Genomic DNA, 20897 nt, shown 5'->3' on the forward strand with positions numbered 1-20897 from the left:
TTGCTTGTCCTGCTGGCTTTGTTGATCTTGCTTGTCCTGCTGGCTTTGTTGATCTTGCTTGTCCTGCTGGCTTTGTTGATCTTGCTTGTCCTGCTGGCTTTGTTGATCTTGCTTGTCCTGCTGGCTTTGTTGATCTTGTTTGTCCTGCTGGCTTTGTTGATCTTGTTTGTCCTGCTGACTTTGTTGGTCTTGTTTGTCCTGCTGGCTTTGCTGTTTTTCAAGTTGTTCGGCCAAGGCTAAATTGATCTTGGTATTGTCACGATTAGGGGCTTTAGTCAGTGAGTCTTGATATTTTTGCTTGGCTTCACCGTATTGGCTTAATTGCATCAGGGCGTTCCCTTGATTATAAAGCCCTGTTGCGGTGTTATCTTGCTTGAAAATCTCAAGCGCTTTATCAAATTGACCTTCTTTATAAAGTGCACTTGCTTGCCATTGACTGTGTTCAAAATCTTCAGCAGCAAGGCTGAAATTCTCGCTTTGATAAGCTTGCATGCCTTGTTGATCAGGCGTTTTCCATAAATCATCCCAAGTACTGGCTTGGACGGGGTTTACGTGATAAAAGCCGGTTAAGAACAAGGCGCAGATTAACCCATATCGGAAGCTCAATAGTGCAGGGATGAGTAGCAGTAATGCAATAAAAGGCCCTAAATCCTGCCACGTTTCACCACTAACTTGAGTGGCTTTTGCCGCTTGTGTATGAGAAAGCCAGTTTTTGAGTTGCTCGATGTCTTTTCCGTCAGGTCGAGCGATAATCAGCGTGCCATCACTGGCATTAGCGAGTTTTCTCAGTAACGAATCATCGGTTTTGGCTATCACGACTTGATTGCTATTGTCTCGTAAAAGTTGGCCATCGGGCAATGAAATTGGTGCACCTTGTTTGGTACCAAACGCGATGATGGCGAGGCGATACTGGGTGCCAGACAATTGCTCTTTGGCCTCATTAAGCGTGTTACGGGCAATGCCATCAGTGAATAAAATGATATCCCCTTTTACATGACCAGCTTGAGTCAGTAATGCTTTTGCTGACGCTAAGCCGGCTGATACATTCGAGCCTCTAACGGGCATGATGGCTGGTGACAGAGTCGGTAATAAATTCAATAGTGTGGCAGTATCTCGGGTGAGTGGACTAATAGTGAAAGCGTCACCAGAATAAGCCACTAATGCGGTTTCTCCCTCGGTTAAAGCATTGAGAAAATCGGTGGCTTTATATTTAGCTTGTGAGAGGCGATTAGGCTTTAAGTCTGTGGCATACATGGATAAAGACATATCCATGACGAGCACTCGTCCTTGATCGGTTTGGAAGACTGGCAGGATTTTTTTAGTGAATGCTGGACCCGATAAGGCCAATACGGCAATGAGCCAGGTTAAGGTTAATATTTTTAGCTGGTGCTTCTGGGTTGTTTCTGAAGAGCTGACAAGCACTTTTGCTAAATGGGGAGAAATATAACGTTCCCACGTGGTGCTCGCTCTGGTATTTTTCCAAAGCAATAAGAGAATGGCGATTAAAGGCAAGAGTGCAAAAAACCATTCTGGACGTAAAAAATGTAACATCACAGCTTTCCTTCTGGAGCGGTATGTTTGTTGGAGTCTTTTTGGAATGTCAATCGGTTAAACCAAGGTAAATAACCCAGCGCTAACACGATACTCATCAGTAAGGCGAAACCTAATGGCCAATAAAACAATTCTAATTGAGGACGATAGGTGAGTTGATCTCGGCTGATCGGTTCAAGCTTATCGATTTCTTGATAAATTTGTTCCAATTCTTCAGGACTTCTCGCTCTAAAATAGCGGCCATGGGTGGTACTTGCAATAGACTTGAGTTGAACTTCGTCAAGATCCATTGATGGATTGATCCGCTCTTTACCAAAAATGGTGCGTCTTTCCATGACATCGGCGCCAACACCGATAGTGTAAATAGTTATGCCTCTTTTGGCGGCAATGGCGGCGGCTTTATCGGGACTAATGGTGCCAGCATTGTTTGAACCATCGGTCAATAAAATGAGTACTCGGTTACTTTTATCGACTTTATCAAAACGTTTGACGGCCAAAGCGATGGCTTCACCTATGGCGGTTTGTTTGCCGACAAGACCAATTTGGGCCTCGATTAAAAATTGTGTCACACTGCGTCTATCTAGCGTGAGTGGTGATTGTAAATAGGCATGATCAGCAAATAAAATTAGCCCAATACGATCGCCTTTGCGCCTTTCTATAAAGTGACTGAGCACGTGCTGCACTAAGGTAAAGCGATCCACATTTTGACCATTCACTTTCATGTCTTCAATTTGCATGCTGCCAGAGAGATCGACAGAGAGCATTAAATCTCGTCCTTTGGTGGGTAAATCAATGGGATCGCCCAGCCATAAAGGGCGAGATATGCTCAAGATCAATAAAGCCCACATGAGCCAGTAACGTTTACGAGTCAAGTTCTGTTTTAGGGGAGATGCTTGAACGGATAGCGGTTCAATACCGGTTAAATGAAGATGCCCACCACTTTCCGTTGAGCGAGATTTTTTTCGAATAATAAAAGGTAGTGGCAGTAAAATGAGTAACCATGGCCAAGCTAAGGTTAACATAAGGACTCCCCTGAGGTTGATTCGGTTGGTGGGTTATTTTTTGCAGTTTGAGTTAATGGCAATGCACTTGATAACCATTTTTTAGTCAATTTCTTGAGGATTAGCCGTTCAGAAGGGGATAATGCCTCTTGTTGGTAACGGGTATCGAGTAGTTGACTGAGTTGAGGGATATTGTCTTGTGCATTTAACCAGTTATACCAAGCTTGTCCTTCAAGCCCTGCGACGTGGGCACGCGGTAAATAACTCATTGCCGCTCTTTTTAAAATACCATTTATTTCAATGGCATAATAAACATCCTCAGGATCTAATTGTGCGAGCTGTTGCAATGCTGCACGTTTTGCGGCTGTGCATTGGTAATGTTTTTGGGTGTAAAAGGCGATCATCAACAGCAGAGTTAAGGCGATAGCGATGATTATCCAATAGCCATAAGCAAATGGCCAATCACCAATGGCGCTGGGTAGATGAATATCCTTAAGATTGGCAAGAGCCGGATTAGGGGTTACAGACATTATCTTAATGCTCCTAGCTGCTCATTGAGACGCAGGCCCGCATCGATTGAACGGGTATTAACGTTAAGTTGTTCCATCATATTGGTAAAATCGGCCTGTGCACTTAATTGTGATGAGAGCCATTGATCGTAACCGTTCCTATCGAGCAATATTTTTTTATTGCCTTCAATCACCGGCAGTTGAAACTGTTTCGGTAACGTCAATTTACCTTGCCTGAGGGGATCGGTAATTAAGAACGCTCCCATATCACAGTGACGTTTGAGATCGGATAAAGGCGCGAGGCATGACGGAGTAAAATGACTGCCATCGCTGATAATCCAAATCAATGAACCGGGTTTAGCCAATCGACGTAATCGTTGGCAAGCATGAAACATATGTTCAGGATCAATTTTTTGTGTTGATAATTGAGATAGTTGATCATGATGGATTTGTTTTACACTGGCGATTAGTTGCAAAATGCCTTGTTGGCGACTGCGAGGTTTAAGCTCTACATGGACTTGCTCTGTCGCGATTAAAGCCCCAATTTTATCGCCATGTTGTATTGCACTCCAAGCTAATGTTGTGGCTAAATGTGCCGCTTGCACAGATTGGAGCAACAAGCTGGAACCAAAGTAAAGGCTATGGCTCAAATCAAGTAAGATTAAAATAGGACGCTCACGCTCTTCGACAAATAATTTAGTGTGTGTTTTACCTGTGCGCGCAGTGACGCGCCAGTCAATGGTGCGCACATCATCGCCATTCTGGTATTGTCTGACTTCGGCAAATTCCATGCCTCGGCCTTTAATGGCACTGGCACGATGGCCGGCTAAATTGGCTTTAGCACGGTCACGTTTTTCAGGCAGGGCGTAAGCTAAGGTTTGACAGGCTAATAACTCTTTTTCTGTCAAATGTACCCCATCTGAAAATAGAGGCAGTTTGTCCTTCAATGTGTTTGCCGTGTTGGTTCGGCTCCTCTGAGGCATTCCCATACTCAATCCCATCTTTAAGGTACCGCGACCTGAGACAGAATATGCTCGATGACGCTATCAGGGGTGACACCTTCAGCTTGGGCTTGGTAACTGAGTAACAGTCGGTGTCTTAAGACATTGGGCGCTACGGCTTGAATATCTTCAGGAGAAACAAAATCTCTTTCATAAAGGTAGGCACGGGCACGGGCACAGCGTTCTAACGACAGGCTGGCTCTTGGACTCACCCCGTATTCTAGCCAACTACTCAGTTGACTACTGTAAGCCTCGGGTTGCCTTGTCGCCATAATGATATTGACGATGTATTGCTCTAATGGCTCTGCAAGATAAATCTCTAAGGCGAGATCGCGTGCGGCAAAAATATCGCTCTGGCTAATGGGAGATACGCTAGGCGTTTCATGCTTGAGCGCTTCTTTACGTGACATACGCATGATTTTTAATTCAGTTTCAGCGTCGGGATAGTCAAGATTTAAATGCATTAAAAAACGATCTAATTGTGCCTCAGGTAGCGGATAAGTGCCTTCATTTTCAAGCGGGTTTTGGGTTGCCATGACCAGAAATAAATCCGGCAACTGATAACTGTGCTTCCCGACTGTGACTTGTCCTTCACCCATGGCCTCCAATAATGCAGATTGGACTTTTGCCGGTGCGCGGTTAATTTCATCGGCTAAGATCAAATTATGAAAAATAGGCCCTGACTCAAATTCAAAAGTCCCTGTTTGGGCACGATAAATATCGGTTCCGGTGAGATCGGCAGGCAAAAGATCGGGGGTGAATTGGACGCGATGAAAATCCCCTTCAACGCCCTCACATAATGCTTTAACGGCGCGGGTTTTTGCTAACCCTGGCGGGCCCTCAACTAATAAATGTCCGTCGGCAATTAAGGCGATGAGTAAATTTTCAGTTAGAGCGGGCTGTCCAAGAATGACGCTATCTAAGTAATCGCGTAGTGCATGAAATCGACTTAAAGGCATGATGATACTCATTTATTTGTTATTAAAATCCCTAGTGGCCCCTATGATAAATAATTTTTCTAGTCTTTGGCTAGTGTTAAAAGATGAACAAGTGTTTAAAACTTATGGTTTAGGGGGTAGAATCAGAGTCCACTTTGATGGTCTGACCTGTTTAGAGTATGAAAATAGTTTGAGCAAGGATATAGAAGATTTAGGTTTTTTTTAGATAAGATGAATGAGAGAGGGCGACAAATGAGTGATAGACAACAGGTAACAAACGCCAGAGGCGAGCGGATTGCAATTGTATCAGGCCTGCGTACGCCTTTTGCAAAACAGGCGACAGCTTTCCATGGTGTCTCTGCACTGGATATGGGGAAGATGGTTGTAAATGAATTAATCACTCGCTCTGATCTGGACCCTAAATTAATTGAGCAACTTGTTTTTGGGCAAGTGGTGCAGATGCCAGCAGCGCCTAACATTGCTAGAGAAATTGTTCTGGGCACGGGAATGAATGTGCACACCGATGCTTATAGTGTGAGCCGTGCTTGTGCAACCAGTTTTCAGTCAACGATTAGTGTGGCTGAGTCTATTATGACCGGCAATATGGATATTGGTGTCGCAGGCGGCTCTGATTCTTCCTCTGTTTTGCCCATTGGTGTGTCTAAAAAACTGGCCCATGCGCTAGTTGATTTAAATAAAGCCCGTACTTTTTCACAGAAATTGGCTATTTTTCGTCGTCTTGGCATCAAAGATTTATTGCCTGTGCCGCCCGCGGTTACGGAATATTCTACCGGGATCTCCATGGGGCAAACGGCTGAACAAATGGCAAAAACGTATAATATTAGCCGCAGCGATCAAGATGCATTGGCGCATCGATCGCATACGTTAGCGACTGAAACGTGGGATGCGGGCAAGCTTAATGACGAAGTCATGACGGCTCATGTTGCCCCTTATAAACATTTCATTGACCGAGATAATAATATTCGCACGGATTCTAAACTTGAATCTTATGTCAAGTTACGTCCTGCTTTTGATCGTAAGCATGGCACCGTGACAGCAGCGAATAGTACGCCACTCACCGATGGTGCATCGGCGATACTGTTGATGAGTGAAGGCCATGCAAAAGCGTTAGGCTATGAGCCCTTAGGCTACATCAAAAGTTATGCGCATTGTGCCATTGATGTGTGGCAAGACATGTTAATGGGTCCCTCTTATGCCACTCCATTGGCATTAAAAAGAGCCGGAATGGAGCTTGAGGATTTAACCTTGATTGAAATGCATGAAGCATTCGCCGCTCAATCGCTTGCGAATATGCAGATGTTCGAATCTAAGAAGTTTGCCGAAGAAAAGTTGGGCCGTAACCGCGCCATTGGTCAGATTGACATGAGTAAATTTAATGTTCTGGGCGGTTCTTTGGCTTATGGACATCCTTTTGCCGCGACAGGCACACGTCTGGTGACGCAAGTTTGTCGAGAGTTGAAAAGACGAGGTGGCGGTACTGGATTAGCAACAGCATGTGCGGCAGGGGGTTTAGGGACTGCCATGATAGTGGAAGTGGAGTAATACTGATGACAAAAACATTTAATTTAACGCGCCGCGAAGATGGTATTGCCATATTAACCATGGATGTGCCGGGTGAGACGATGAACACTTTGAGAGCCGAATTTGCTCCTGAAATTAATGATGTGCTTACTGAGATAAAAAGCGATAGTCAAATAAAAGGCTTAGTGCTGGTTTCAGGAAAGAAAGATTCATTTGTTGCGGGCGCCGATATTAGCATGCTAGATGCTTGTCGCACGGCGAAAGATGCAAAAATACTATCTTCAGATGGGCATGTGGTTTTCAATGAACTTGAAGGGCTTAACATCCCCGTTGTGGCAGCGATACACGGTGTGTGTTTAGGCGGCGGTTTAGAGTTAGCGTTGGCTTGCCACCAAAGAGTCTGCAGTGACAATAAAAAAACCGTAATGGGATTACCCGAAGTTCAGCTGGGTTTACTGCCGGGTGGCGGCGGGACGCAACGATTACCGAGATTGGTCGGCATTGCAAAATCTCTTGATTTGATGCTAACAGGTAAGCAAGTCAGGCCGAAACAAGCTCTTAAAATGGGGTTAGTGGATGATGTTGTCCCTGAGTCTATTTTACTTGAAACCGCAGTAAAAATGGCCCTTAAGGGCAAAAAAAGGGTCAAAAAGCAAAAGACGATGATGGAACGGGTGTTAGAAGGCACGAGTATTGGCCGTAACATTATTTTCGATCAAGCTGGCAAGCAAGTGGCTAAAAAAACACAAGGTAATTATCCTGCACCCGCGAAAATTATCCATTGTGTGCGTCAAGGAATGGCGAAAGGATTAACCAAAGGCTTAGTCGTTGAAGCGCAGTCATTTTCAGAACTGGTGGTATCTGAAGAGTCGAAAGCATTACGCAGCCTTTTTTTTGCGACCACTGAAATGAAGAAAGAAACTGGCGCGGGTGATGTTCAGCCCAGAGAGATTAAAAAAGCCATGGTGCTGGGCGGTGGGTTAATGGGAGGCGGTATCGCTTCTGTGACCACGAGCAAAGCTAAAATTCCTGTTCGTGTTAAAGATATCAACGAAAAAGGCCTCAGTAATGCCTTATCTTATGCCTATAACTTACTGGATAAAGGGGTGAAGCGGCGACATATGACGCCTGCAGCGCGTGATAATATCATGTCACTAATGACTACCAGTACGGATTTTACTGGGGTTAAAAATATTGATATTGTGGTTGAGGCGGTGTTTGAAGACTTGGCGCTTAAACACCAAATGGTGCAAGATATTGAGCGTGAGTGTTCAGAGTCGACGATTTTTGCATCGAACACGTCTTCTTTACCGATCAGCCAAATTGCTGAGGCAGCCAGTCGTCCAGAAAATGTGATTGGCTTACATTATTTTTCTCCTGTTGAAAAAATGCCATTAGTAGAGGTCATTGCTCATGCTAAAACCTCTCCAGAAACCATAGCGACCACGGTGGCTTTCGCCCGTAAGCAAGGTAAGACACCGATTGTGGTACAAGACGGAGCGGGTTTTTATGTGAACCGTATTTTAGCCTTATACATGAATGAAGCGGCGGCTTTACTGTTAGAAGGGCAAAGTATTGAACATTTAGACAAGGCGTTGGTTAAATTTGGTTTTCCTGTGGGTCCTATGACCTTACTTGATGAAGTCGGTATTGATGTAGGGGCTAAAATATCGCCTATTTTAGAGGCAGAATTGGGATCGCGTTTTAAAGCGCCAGCGGCCTTTGATGCATTGATGGCTGATGATCGAAAAGGTCGTAAAAACCAAAAAGGCTTTTATGTTTACAGTAAAGGCAAAGCCAAAAAGAAGAAAAAAGAAGTTGATGAGAGTGTTTATCAAGTCTTGGGACTGGTGCCGGGTACCAATGCCAGTATCGATGAGGTTTCTCAGCGTTGTGTGGTTCAAATGCTCAATGAAGCGGTGCGTTGTTTAGAAGAGAACATTATTGCCAGTCCTAGAGATGGGGATATCGGCGCTATTTTTGGTATTGGCTTTCCTCCATTCTTAGGTGGACCTTTCCGCTATATTGATACACTAGGTGCAGGTAAGTTGGTGTCTATTCTTAACGATTATAGAACGCAATTTGGCGATCGCTTTGAACCTTGTCAAATGTTGGTTGACATGGCAGAGAATAAAAGCCGATTTTTTGAACTGTAACGTGTAGGTGATGGTGTAAAGTGATCATGGTGAGAATGCGTTAGGGGAAATAATTTGACGCTATCATTTGGATGCTCAATAGTCCCAAGTTAGAGTGCTAAGTATTAGCCCTAAGTTAGAGTATTGGGCATTTGATCTCAATAATCATTAAGCGCTATCAATTTAAAAAAACGACGCATTTGCGTCGCTTTTTTATTATGTGTCCGTTTGAGTTGTAGCATGAGTAAAGGTGGTATGGATCATCTTAATGTCAGTTGTTTTTCTTTTTTCGCATACTTTCATCATCAATACAGCCTAAAGTAGTACGTCTTTTGAGATTTATAGCGATCTGTCTAGGTCACTTTTCATACTTGAGATGTAGGTTTGAATGAGGTTAAAGCTTTAAAGTGTATTGACATGCTTTAGAGGAATAACGATGAGAGAAAAACAGCGAGTGAGTAACGCGAATGGGGAGAGGGTTGCTATTGTATCTGGATTACGAACTCCTTTTGCTAAACAAGCAACGGCTTTTCATGGTCTTTCGGCCTTGGAGCTGGGGAAAATGCTGGTTTTTGAGTTACTTTCCCGCTCAAACATTGCTCCAGAGGCGATTGAGCAACTTGTTTATGGGCAAGTGATTCAAATGCCAACGGCTCCTAATATAGCCAGAGAAATTGTACTGGGTACATCGATGGAGGCAAGTACTGATGCATATAGTGTGAGTAGAGCTTGTGCGACCAGTTTACAGGCCACAGTGAGCGTAGCTGAATCGATTATGCTAGGAAATATTAATATTGGTATTGCAGGTGGTGCTGATTCAACTTCGGTGTTGCCTATTGGTGTGTCTAAACAATGTGGACGAGCGTTAATTGATCTGAGTAATGCGAGAGGGTTTCGACAAAGATTATCTATTTTGTCTACATTAAGATTAAAAGATTTAATGCCTCATGTTCCGACGCCTAAGGAGTATTCCACTGGACTTTATATGGGACAGACAGCGGAACAAATGGCAAAAACGTATAATATTAGTCGAAGTGAGCAAGATGCATTTTCACATCGGTCTCATCAATTAGCCGCATACGCATGGCGTAAAAGAAAACTAAGAGATGAAGTTATGCTTGCACGAACGCCAGAAGTTTGTGGCTTTATTGATTATGATAACAGTGTGCGTCACGACTCTGTTCTCGAAGATTACGATAAACATAAACCTATTTATGATCGAAAATATGGCAGCGTGACTGCTGCAAATAGTCCTGCTTTGTGTGATGGTGCGTCTGCTGTGTTATTAATGAGTGAGGGGAGAGCAAAAACACTAGGTTATCAGCCGATTGGCTATATTAAAAGTTATGCCTTTACTGGGGTCGATGTTTGGAAGAATATGTACAGTAGCGGATCTTATGCCATACCGTTAGCACTACAAAGGGCGGGGATTGAATTGAGTGATGTGACGCTAATTGAAATGCACGAAGCCTATGCAGCTCAAGTGTTGGCGAATATTAAGATGCTAGAATCGAAGAAATTTGCTCAAGATTATTTAGGCCGTAAACAGGCGGTTGGCACCATTGATATGGATCGATTCAATGTGCTCGGGGGAACCTTAGCTTACGGTAATACTTTTGCTGCAACAGGGACTAAACTTCTTACTCAAATGTGTCGAGAGTTACAAAGAAGAGGAGGGGGATTAGGGATCGCCGCTATTTGTTCTGCTGGTGGCTTAGGTGCTGCAATGGTGGTAGAGGCTGAGTGATCATTGAGGTGACCCAGTGACTGCATGGTCAGTATCAAGGGAAGGAAATCAGTAATGAAAACAATTTTGATATATGGTGATTCAATTACTTGGGGTTGTATTCCTAATGGGGTTGATTTAAAAACCATGATATTTCAACGTTATAAACAAACTGAACGTTGGTCTGGGCAGTTACAAACATTGCTCGGCGATAACGTCAGGGTTATCGAAGAAGGATTAAACGGCAGAACGACAGTATTTGATGATCCTCTTTTGCCTGATCGTAATGGTTTTAAATATTTATCTCCTTGTTTATTAAGTCATCAGCCCATTGATCTTGTTATTATGATGCTTGGGAGCAATGATCTAAAAGGACACTTAGGCTTGCAGGCTACGGATGTGGCCAAGGGAATGAGAAACCTTGTTAAATTGGTCAAATTATCCAATGTTGGTCCCAAAGGGGGAGTACCCCAAATTTTAGTCATTTCTCCCCCTTCAATTCGCGATGGAATAGGCTTATTTTCTTCCTCTTTTTTAGGCGCAGAGACAAAATCCCAAGCATTAGCAGAAAATTATGGTTGGGTTTGTGAATTTGAGGAGTGTCATTTCTTCGATTCAAATCAAGTGATCCATTCGAGTCAGGTTGACGGTGTCCATTTAGATAAGGTTCAAAATACCGTTTTAGCTAAGGCATTATTACCTGAGATAAAGAAGCTGATAAAGTTAGACTAATAATGGACTCAATATAATAAGCGAATTCTAATGTAATGATTTATTCATAGCATTACTTTTTATTTTATGGTTATATTTTTGACGCATTTATTTTGTTCACTTAGTTTGATGACGAATAATTGACATGAATGGTTTACTAAACGGCTTAATCGATAATGATGATTAGCATCGTGTCGTTATTAGGCACTTGTTTTTAATTTAAATAATTATGGTGTCATAGATGGAGTTTTTTAAAGGAAGGGGGTCTGGAGATCGCTGAGTGTCAATCAATGAAACATGATAATGTTACTGTATAAGATAATGAATGAGTTTTATCTTATACAGTAAATAGCTTATATAGAAACAATATAAAAAATACCTTTCTGATTTTATAAAAGTCGATATGTTGACGTTGAGTTAGAAAATGACAATAGGAAATCTGCTGATAATGGGATGATTGCATTGTTCATGAGTATCAGGGTGGTTATCTACTTTAGATATCATGTCTTGGGTGTTGACCGATGAAAAGGCGGTAGAAGAAAAACCTAAAATGGTGATAATAGCGTTAACTTGGACGATTTTTAATAATATGTTCATGTGATATCCCTAATATAATTATTATATTGTTATGTGTTTTATTGACGTATTTTAACTGACTAAAGTAAAGCATATGTTGTGCCATGTTTGTTATTTGTTGTCATTTCATATTTGTTAGCTTTAGGGGGTTAGTGTATAAGTGTTATTGATGACATTATTTTGGGTTATATGTGGGCTTTCTTCTTTTAATCTTTGGGTATATTGTTTCATTGGCATAGGTTTATCATAGATATAGCCTTGAATATATTCACACTTGAGTGCCTTTAAAATATTCAGCTGGGAGCTGTGCTCGACCCCTTCAGCAACCACGGTCAGCTCCATGTTATGGGCCATGGTGATAATGGAGTCGACCATTTTTAAGTCTTTATCTGATTTATCGATATCGTCGATAAAGGCCTTGTCTATTTTTAAGCTGTGGATCGGAAACCGTTTTAAGTAAGACAAGGATGAATAGCCTGTACCGAAATCATCCAGGGCAAGGTTAATGCCCATCTTGTTGAGCTGTTGCATCACATTGATGGCGGTTTCGGGGTCGTGGATCACCGTGCCTTCGGTAATTTCCAATTCAAGATTAATGGCGGGCAATTGGGTTAAATGCAAAATGGAGGCGATGCGTTGCTGGAGATCCGGCAAGGCAAATTGCTTGGAAGATAAATTAACCGCAACCCTGCCATTAAAGAGGCCTTGAATACGCCATTGCTGGGTGGCAAAGCACGCTTTCTTTAAGACCAGCTCGCCTATGTCTATGATTAAGCCATTTTCTTCCGCAAGCGGAATAAAGTCATTGGGGGGAATGACTCCGTGTTCGGGATGATTGAGGCGAACAAGAGCCTCCATGCCGATGATTTTTCCTGTTGAGAGTTTTATTTTAGGTTGGTAGTAAACCTCAAACAAGTCGTTTCTTAAGCCTTCACGAATTAAGGTTTCGACTTCTAAGCGGCGTATGGCATTGCGATTAAGAGACTCTGAATAAAATTGATAGCGATTACCGCCTGCCGACTTGGCATGGTACATGGCGATATCGGCTTTTCTCAATAGAGCTTGCTCATGTTGATCGTCTTCGGGATAAAGTACGATACCGATACTGAGACCGACGACGACGCGCTCGCTGTTCAGCTCAAAAGGGGAGTTAAAACTCTCGATTACATTTTTCGCTATGATGGCACTCGAACCGATATCGGGATTATTATCCACTAAAATGGCAAACTCATCGCCGCCGAGGCGATAAATACCCGTTTGATAGGGCACAGAGTCTTTGATACGTTTACTGACCATGACAAGGAGTTGATCGCCTACCTGATGACCCATAGAATCGTTAATCTTTTTAAAGTTATCAAGATCCAGTACCATTAAGGTGTGATGGGAGTCCCGTTTGACTAAATTACCGAGAGTGACCATTAAGTTGGAGCGATTAGGCAAGTGGGTTAATACATCATTATTGGTGAGTTGCCTTAACTCTTCTTCTTGCTGCTTGCGTCTAGAGATATCGGAGAAAATGCCGACGTAGTGTGATAATTGACCTTGTTCGTCATAGATAGCATCGATACTCAGGGCCATTAAAAAAATGGCTTTATTGCTGCGAATGGTTTCAATTTCGCTGCTCCAGCGGCCTTGCTGTTGTAAAATACTTTTTATTTGTTCTGAAAAGCTTTTTGGGTAGCGCTCAAAGGTTAATACTTCGCCTAAGAAATCATTTTTCGAATGCATTAATAAGTGACAGCAAGCTTGATTGACTTCAACGAAGGTAAAATGTTCATCGAGAATAAACATGCCTTCGGAGATATTTTGAATGGCGCGTTCAAATAGCCTTAATTGCTCTTCGGTTTGTTTAAAGTGACTGATGTTTTTGATGGTGCCCGTCATGCGTAAGGCTTGTTCTGTATCGTCCCGCTCGACAATTTTGGCTCTGTCTAAGATCCAAATCCAATTATCTTGTGCGCCTTGGACGCGATAGGCGGCCTCAAAATGGGCGCTTTGTCCATCAAGGTGGGCATTTAACGCCTCATTGACTCTTTGCAGATCCATAGGGTGAATGTTACTGATTTCATCAGCGTGGCTCATTCTTTTCCCATCGATTGGGAAAGCAAGATCGCCCCAAATATTTGAGCGGTATATTTTATCTGTTTTAATGTCCCAATCCCACATTTCATCGCCGCTGCCCCAAAGTGACAGTTTTAATCTTTCTTCGCTCTTTATGATACGGCGCTGAATGTCTCGGCGCCGAATGGCCGTTTTAATCATTAGCAGGGATAAAAGTAATATGGCTAAGCAATACAGCACCTTTGCCTTGTCAGATAACCACCAAGGAGGGGTAATATCGATACCTAGGCTGCGGGTGGGTCCCGGATTACCACTGATAGGATCGACGGCATAGACATGGAAGGTGTAGTGGCCAGGGGACAGGTTGGTATAGGTCGCCGAATTATTGCCTTGGGTTGAAATCCAAGTATCGGAAAGACCCTGCATTTGATAAAAATATTCGATGGCTCGGTAAGCTGTGCCTGGGGTATTGAATTCAAAGGTAAATGGGTAATCGGAATGTTTTAGGATGATGTTTGTTGTGCTGTTGAGTGAAGAGGTTAGGATCCCGTTACCGACTTTTTCTTTAATGTTTAAAATTAAAAAATCTTTAATATCAGTATTAAAGGAACTATTTTTACTAATATTACTTTCTATTTCACCTGGAGAGACTATGCTAATACCTTCGATACCGCCGATTAACAAGTAATTATTTAACTTGATAATGGCTTGGGAATTATATTCATCTTGGCTGCCATTCTCATGAGATATTATATAGTTTTTATGGGTTTCTGTATTAAAAAAATGACTTCTTGAATGGAGGATGCGGCAATGTATTTACCCATTTTTTCTATTGCGTAAATCGATTTATTATTAGTAAATAGAGTACTGATGGTTTTATTTTTTTTATTATATTTTAGAAGTGCAGTGCGGGTGCCAAAGTAGATGTTATCTTCATCTTGACTTAGGCTTGTTGCCATGTCTTTATTATATATTTGTTTAACTAAATATTTTTTTTCAATATCGCTTTCTAATTCATTATCTTTAAGTCGATACAATCCACCTTGGGTGGCGATCCATAAGTAATTCTCTCCTTGCATTATTTGATAAATAGGGCTCTTATTATCGATAGTGATTTCTGTTACTGTTTCAGTATCGAATAGAATTATTGTTCCATCGGCACTGCCGGCATAAAAGGTATTGTTATCACCGTCTGATGTCACAGTGGTAAATTTTCCACTCATTAATTCCTTGATGCTTCCATCTAATCTATTGAGTGAGTAGAGTCCAGAGAGTGTTGCAATTAAAATGGTGTCGTCAGTTGAATATATTGACTTGTAACCATATAAGTTGGTTTTGAAACTATTAATTCTTTTCATTTTAACATTGTAGATGTTAATTACTTCATCATCGGTAGCAATAATGATATTTTTATCTTCATCTTGAATTAGAGACCAAATATTATTTTTTTCTATCATTAATGTTGATATTATGTTTTTGTATCGGTTTATGGATATAAATCCTTGGCTACTTGATGTTATATGTATTCCACTTTTAAAAATCAATACTTTAGAATGCTCTATATCATTAGGTATGTTATTTATACTGCCAATTTTATATTGTTTAAAATCTGAGTTTATTTTAAACAATGAATTTCCTTTTAAGGCTATAAAACCATTATCTAATTGAGTGATAGTATCAAAATTATGGGCGAATATGAGCCTGTCATCATTATGTTCAATACTGAAAATACCAGTATCTTTTAAGATAATAGGTTTAGCATGAAATAACTCTATATCAGTGCTATTGCTCGATACTTTTTTGATCTGTTCGTTAATGACGCTTATGACATCACCATTATGGTTCCTGACTAAGAATCCACTTTCAATGGGGAGGACTTTTTTTATGCGATTGAAATATTTATTTTCAAATGAGTCATTAATTTTTGTGAGTGCTAAATTGATAGACACTACACTTTTTCTTGTTCCGACAAACAATGTATTGCTATCTGCCTGTATTGACCAAATTTCAGCATCCATTAATTCAGTGTTTAGAAATAGGGCTTTAAAGCTATCGGATTCAGGATGATAAAGAGAGAGGCCTTTATCGGTGCCGATTAATAATCTGTTTTGTTTGTCGATAAAAAGGCTTTTAATGACTGAGCTTTGAAGGCTTGCAGGCTGATTGGTTGCAAAATAGTGTGTAAACTCTTTGCCATCGAAGCGATTGAGGCCGTTTAAGGTGCCTATCCAAAGATAGCCATCTTTATCTTCGACCATGGAGGAAATCATGCTGTGAGATAGGCCTTCGGGTAAACTGTAAATTGTTGATTTAAGCACTACAGGCACAGGTTTTGTCAGCATGGCATGGGCTTGAGCTGAAAAAAAGACCGTTAAGATAAGGGTCAAAAATACACAAGTAAGCGTTTTTATGAAAGCATTCGGCATAGTACGACTGTTTCTATTGGGTTGAATAAAGCGATTGAAAATAAAATTAACATTGAGTTAGCCTAACTTTTCCAGAAAGTGATGAAGTTGTCAAAGTTATTGAAAGGTTATTAGTGATGAGATTTTGTTTTATCGGATTTTTTTGAAATTAACACTCTTTCATATAGGTGTAATAACCATATTTTGTTGTTTAACACCGATGTATTTAGGTTTTTAGACTGTTTTGTTGTTAGTTATCAATATTTATAACTTTTATTGCATTTACTTTCTCTAATGGAGATAAAATATGAATAGCTCATCTTTTATTTAGCGACTCAACACATTGTGGAAAACACGACCTCCGCCAAGAGCAATAGCCCCTAATCATGGCTGAGATTGTTTGCTTGTTGCTTAAATAAGCGTAAATCGGTGATCATTTTGTTTGCTGTTAAGGGGGGGAGGGCTTGATGATTTTCGCCGGTATTAAAGAGGACGAGACGATCGGCATGCTTTGTACGCATTTTGGTTACCATAAACTTGATGAGTTCTGCGCGCGTGATATGGGTGATGTGCTCGGCAACTTTTTCTCTTTGGTTAAAGCCGTAATCTTTATTGGCTATGCTGGCCCAATAATGCTGACTACGACTCTTCAGGTTTGTGTCTTGCTCCATAAGTTGTTTTATCAGCCCTTGTTTGGTTTTTTCCCATTCTTCTTGGGTGATTTGCATGATGGCGTAAGTAAAGTCGGCAATAAATTGATCGATGGCTTCTAAAAGTTGCAGCGGACTTCTTGTGGGTGACTGAATATAAAAAATCATGCCAGGATAGCGATTAAGCGGTAAATAACCTGTTCCTAACATATACCCCAGTTGGCGTTGTGTTCGTAATTCATGGAAAAAGGAAGAGGACATTGTGTGATTCAGCAAACTGAAAGTACTCATGGTATTAATGTTTGTTACAGGAGATTGATAGTAAACAATAATACTACTGTCTTGATGATAAATCGTCAGTTCTCTCATCAAGGTGTTTTGATGGCTCAAATCGATAATTTCCCGAGCGCTGCTATCACTCGGAGAAGAGACTAGTGACAGAATAAGATTGATGCGTTTCGCTAAAGAATGCACTTCACTGATAAGCCAATCCCCGTAGACAAGTCCTTCTAGATGCACTTTTTCATAAAATAATCGGACATGCTCATGAAGATCTTCGAGGGTAAAATCTTCGAGGAACGCTGCCATTCTTGAAGGTTCAAAACTGCGTTTTTGGAGCGTCACGGTTAAACTGGTAAATAACTGCGATATCGGCTTAGATTGCTCATGATTGTACCAATTTCGCAGTATTTGTTGCTTAATGATGTTAAATCTTGCTTGTGTGAAATTGCGCTCTCTGGCTTTATTAATGATTAAAGCGAGTAAGGTCTCTTGTTTACCAGTAAAGCCCGTTAAATGCAGTGTGATCCCGCCTTGGTGAGGATAAATATTATAGCTGAGGCCTGCGACTTCGGCTTGATAAGTATATTCGGTTAGAAAATCTAGTAACATTTCAACATAGAGTCGAGTTAATGCGGCGTGACGAGGTGAGGCGGCTGCCTGAGAAGAATCTAATGATAAATAGAGGTGCCCCTTAGGCACGTTAAATTCATCATCTTTTCGGTGCCAAATACGGTAGCCTTCTCCTTGCGAGACAATGACGGGGATCTGTGTGTGGCTTTTTTGTGTTCTGGGGCCATTATCGGGTGCAATGAAAGGGTTGATAACGGGTAATGATAGCACTTCTCTTATGTTGAGTGATTGCCATTGTGACAAGCGCTCAGAGGTTATCGTATTCACTTTGTAGTCAGAATGATACCATTTTGCTCGAGTGTTAGTGTCAACATCTTGAGATATTAATTGAAGTCTTAAATTGGATGGCACCATGAGACTAAGCAGTCGATGGGTTGCCTCAAGAGGCAGTGCGTCCATTCGGTAATCCCCAAAAATAATATCTTCAATATCATAATGATGCATATTGATGCTTAAATGACTAGCTAGATCGAGGGGCTTGCTGGGCTCTTGATATTTAAAAGCTTGTTCCAATAATTGCGATCTTTCTTGGTAGCGCCAATGTTCAAGACCTTGGGTTTTGATTAATTCAATATATTCAAAGCTAGCGGTGATAATATCATCTATGTGCTGACAGCCTTTTTCAGTGAGTTGGATATTGATATTGTAATCTTTAAAATTATACCCGTGAGCACCGCCCCCTGCAGATAAACTCGTGGCTAGCCCTTGTGATTTTAAATAGGAAAGTAAACTGCCTTTACCTTCAAAACCCAATAAGTGGCTAATAAAAGTGAGTGGTTTAAATTTATAAAGCTCATCGATAGCAGGTAAACTAAAACTGATCCCTAATCTTCGTTGCCTTTTTAAAGGTAATATATTGATTTGTTTGCAAAGCTGCTCTTGCTGGTAGAGAGGGGTTATTGGATAGTGTTTCGTTAATTGATGATTGGGGATGTCGCTAAAATAGTACTCTGCAAGTTGCGTTAATGCTTCCATGGGTAAGGGGGCGACTAAACAGAGGGTCATTAGATTAGCGCTATAATGCTGTTGATAAAATAGTTCTAATTCTTTTTTTAATTGTGCGGGATCGCCGGCAAGTGTTTCGAGGTTACCCACTGAAAATTTTGAGAAAGGGTGTTTTGGATTGACGGTTTCTTTTTGTACTTGATAAACTCGACGTATATCATCTTTTAGTTTTAAACTGAATTCAGATTCAATGGCATGTCTTTCTTTATCTATCCATTCTTGGCTGAATAAAGGATGGATAAAGAATTGGCTGAACCTGTCTAGTGAGTCGGTGTAGGCATCAATGTGAATATCGTAGAAAAAATTGGTTTGTTCTGTGCCTGTCCACGCGTTATTACTGCCGCCATGTTGATTAATAAATTTATGGTATTCGCCCGAGTTCGGGTATTTTTCTGTGCCTAAAAACAGCATATGTTCAAGAAAATGGGCCATGCCTGGGCGGGTCTTGGGATCGTCAAAATGTCCGACTTTTACAGCCATAGAGGCGGCGGCTATCTTGCTTTTATCGTCTTCAACTAATAAAACCGATAAACCATTCGTTAAGGTTAAATATTGATATTGTCTATGGTCATTAGGGCTTTTTATTATGGTCTGAGTTAAAGGCTCTGGCAAAATCATTCTCCATTTTTGTTCTGGATATAACACGAACCCAAAATAATAAAAGTGATTAAATATCATAAGTTAAACACTTATGATAGTGCGATGCAATATCGGCTGATGTAAAAATGTTGAGTGTGATCGATTTGCTTAAGGGCGTTCGAGAAAAGGAGATTGAACCATTTTATGCATTATTAAGTCGGCTTACGAGTTAAAAAAGACATATTTATTTACACATTACTTTCCTTTCTTGTTGAATCATTGTTTTATTTAGTTGCTTTTTTTTGTTATTTCCTGCTGTTTTTTTAACAAAAATAGCAGGATTAAGTTAATTTTTTCATATAGAATGATGCCAGAGTCTATTTTAAGTGCGTGAATGTGTTTACATAAGGTATGTTAGATTGTTCATTGCCGAGAGTATCAACTTACAACAATGCTAAATGGGATCTGCACAGCAGTATGCAACTATATTTAATGCGACATGGTGAAGCTGGTTACCAGGCTCATTCTGATAAAGAGCGGACATTGACTGACGCAGGTCGGTTTCAAACAGCAATGATGAGTCATTGGTTAGTGCGTTCAGTGACACATTTTGATCTTGTATTGGTGAGCCCTTATGTGCGTGCTCAGCAAACTTGGCAAGAAGTGGCTCAACACTTTGCAGAGCCAAATGAATGGATTGTATTAGAAGAATTAACGCCTTCGAATAATGCCAGTGATACGCTTGATGTGGTGCTAGCTTATGCTGAACAATATGAGGCTGAAAACGTATTGGTGATTGCTCATATGCCATTATTGGGTTATTTGGTTCATGCGATGTTACCTCATATTGAGCCGCCTTTATTTACCACGTCAGGTATTACACTTATCGAGAAAAGCCATGAAAGTACGTTCCTTGTTTGGCAAGAGTCGCCTCATTCATGTTGTAAAATATCATAGCGTATTAATGCTTAACGCCTAAGTGACTTTGATACGTGGATCGTCAAGTCACTTAGGGGGATATTGCTCAAGATGTAAAAAGGGCTTCTTCAATATCGATGAGTATGAGTAATGCTGCATTGCCGCCCCATTCTTTAGGCGCCTGATGGAATGCTCTTATTTGAGGATGTTGGGCCAACCAAAGGGGTAATTGTTGCTTTAATATGCCGCTGCCATGACCATGCATGACACTGCAACAGGGACTGTGTTGTTTAATCGCCGCTTTAATGAGCGCGACTAATTCGAGTTTGGCTTCTGATTGCCTCAGACCATGAAGATCTAATAACAAATCTGGACTGTAATCGCCTCGGCGTAATCGTTTTAATTCAAAGCTGTCGACATCTTCTCTTACCCAGCGCATTGGTCCCTCTGTTGGCATTAAAGGTTGGTAAGTATCAGAAAAATAGCTATCAGCATGCAGCTTTTGCTCTCTTTCTTCTAACTTAGCTTTATTTTTGGGTGAGGCAGTGAAATGACGCTTATCTTGTTTTAAAGGCTTAATACCTTGAATTAGCGTTGAAAACAGAGCCTGACCATCATCATCATATTTTTTATTCATGGGGGTATTTTATTGAATTCGATGCCATATGAATAGACTT

At 41.1% G+C, this 20897-nt stretch carries 15 protein-coding genes; 5 read left to right on the plus strand and 10 right to left on the minus strand.

Annotated features, from left to right (window positions below; genetic code table 11):
* From L2764_RS14515 to L2764_RS14535, 5 genes are all read right to left on the minus strand, one after another.
* On the minus strand, window positions 1–1551 hold a 1551-nt coding region (locus L2764_RS14515; protein ID WP_248940969.1), incomplete at its 3' end, for a vWA domain-containing protein.
* Window positions 1551–2573 (minus strand): vWA domain-containing protein, encoded by a 1023-nt coding sequence (locus L2764_RS14520; protein ID WP_248940970.1) that lies wholly within the window; start codon window positions 2571–2573, stop codon window positions 1551–1553. The genes L2764_RS14520 and L2764_RS14515, both read right to left, overlap by 1 nt.
* Window positions 2567–3082, minus strand: a complete 516-nt coding sequence (locus L2764_RS14525) for a DUF4381 domain-containing protein (protein ID WP_248940971.1) — start codon at window positions 3080–3082, stop codon at window positions 2567–2569. The genes L2764_RS14520 and L2764_RS14525 overlap by 7 nt, the downstream gene beginning before the upstream one ends.
* Window positions 3082–4050, minus strand: a complete 969-nt coding sequence (locus L2764_RS14530; RefSeq protein ID WP_248940972.1) for a DUF58 domain-containing protein — start codon at window positions 4048–4050, stop codon at window positions 3082–3084. The genes L2764_RS14525 and L2764_RS14530 overlap by 1 nt, the downstream gene beginning before the upstream one ends.
* 14 nt (window positions 4051–4064) lie before the next feature.
* Entirely contained in the window at window positions 4065–5021 is a 957-nt protein-coding gene (locus tag L2764_RS14535) for an AAA family ATPase (protein WP_248940973.1), read from the minus strand.
* 231 nt (window positions 5022–5252) lie between these two features.
* Here L2764_RS14535 and fadI (L2764_RS14540) point away from each other — a divergent pair, with 231 nt between their 5' ends.
* The 4 genes from fadI (L2764_RS14540) to L2764_RS14555 all read left to right on the plus strand — a co-directional run bounded on the left by fadI (L2764_RS14540) (window position 5253) and on the right by L2764_RS14555 (window position 11135).
* Window positions 5253–6563, plus strand: coding sequence for an acetyl-CoA C-acyltransferase FadI (fadI, locus tag L2764_RS14540; protein WP_248940974.1), 1311 nt, complete (start codon window positions 5253–5255; stop codon window positions 6561–6563).
* A gap of 5 nt (window positions 6564–6568) precedes the next feature.
* Window positions 6569–8698, plus strand: coding sequence for a fatty acid oxidation complex subunit alpha FadJ (gene fadJ, locus L2764_RS14545; RefSeq protein ID WP_248940975.1), 2130 nt, complete (start codon window positions 6569–6571; stop codon window positions 8696–8698).
* 415 nt (window positions 8699–9113) lie between these two features.
* The gene (gene fadI / locus L2764_RS14550) at window positions 9114–10424 is read left to right on the plus strand and encodes an acetyl-CoA C-acyltransferase FadI (RefSeq protein WP_248940976.1); all 1311 of its coding nucleotides are present in this window, start codon (window positions 9114–9116) and stop codon (window positions 10422–10424) included.
* Between the two features lie 54 nt (window positions 10425–10478).
* A complete protein-coding gene (locus L2764_RS14555) occupies window positions 10479–11135 on the plus strand; it encodes an SGNH/GDSL hydrolase family protein (protein ID WP_248940977.1) in 657 nt (218 codons plus the stop codon).
* A 396-nt stretch (window positions 11136–11531) separates the two neighbouring features.
* Here the strand turns inward: L2764_RS14555 and L2764_RS14560 are convergent, their stop codons facing one another.
* The 4 genes from L2764_RS14560 to L2764_RS14575 all read right to left on the minus strand — a co-directional run bounded on the left by L2764_RS14560 (window position 11532) and on the right by L2764_RS14575 (window position 19335).
* The gene (locus L2764_RS14560; RefSeq protein WP_248940978.1) at window positions 11532–11711 is read right to left on the minus strand and encodes a hypothetical protein; all 180 of its coding nucleotides are present in this window, start codon (window positions 11709–11711) and stop codon (window positions 11532–11534) included.
* A 120-nt stretch (window positions 11712–11831) separates the two neighbouring features.
* Window positions 11832–14435, minus strand: a complete 2604-nt coding sequence (locus tag L2764_RS14565) for an EAL domain-containing protein (RefSeq protein WP_248940979.1) — start codon at window positions 14433–14435, stop codon at window positions 11832–11834.
* A gap of 65 nt (window positions 14436–14500) precedes the next feature.
* Complete coding sequence (locus L2764_RS14570; RefSeq protein WP_248940980.1) at window positions 14501–16009, minus strand: ligand-binding sensor domain-containing protein; 1509 nt, start codon at window positions 16007–16009, stop codon at window positions 14501–14503.
* Window positions 16010–16536: 527 nt separating this feature from the next.
* Entirely contained in the window at window positions 16537–19335 is a 2799-nt protein-coding gene (locus L2764_RS14575) for an insulinase family protein (protein WP_248940981.1), read from the minus strand.
* A gap of 444 nt (window positions 19336–19779) precedes the next feature.
* On the opposite strand from L2764_RS14575, the gene sixA reads away from it, so the two are divergent.
* Complete coding sequence (sixA, locus tag L2764_RS14580; RefSeq protein WP_248940982.1) at window positions 19780–20259, plus strand: phosphohistidine phosphatase SixA; 480 nt, start codon at window positions 19780–19782, stop codon at window positions 20257–20259.
* A gap of 67 nt (window positions 20260–20326) precedes the next feature.
* Here the strand turns inward: sixA and smrB are convergent, their stop codons facing one another.
* Window positions 20327–20857: an endonuclease SmrB gene (gene smrB / locus L2764_RS14585; RefSeq protein WP_248940983.1), complete on the minus strand. Its 531-nt coding sequence runs from the start codon at window positions 20855–20857 to the stop codon at window positions 20327–20329.
* Window positions 20858–20897 lie beyond the last annotated feature (40 nt).

It is taken from the genome of Shewanella surugensis (assembly GCF_023284005.1).
GTDB classification, from domain to species: domain Bacteria; phylum Pseudomonadota; class Gammaproteobacteria; order Enterobacterales; family Shewanellaceae; genus Shewanella; species Shewanella surugensis.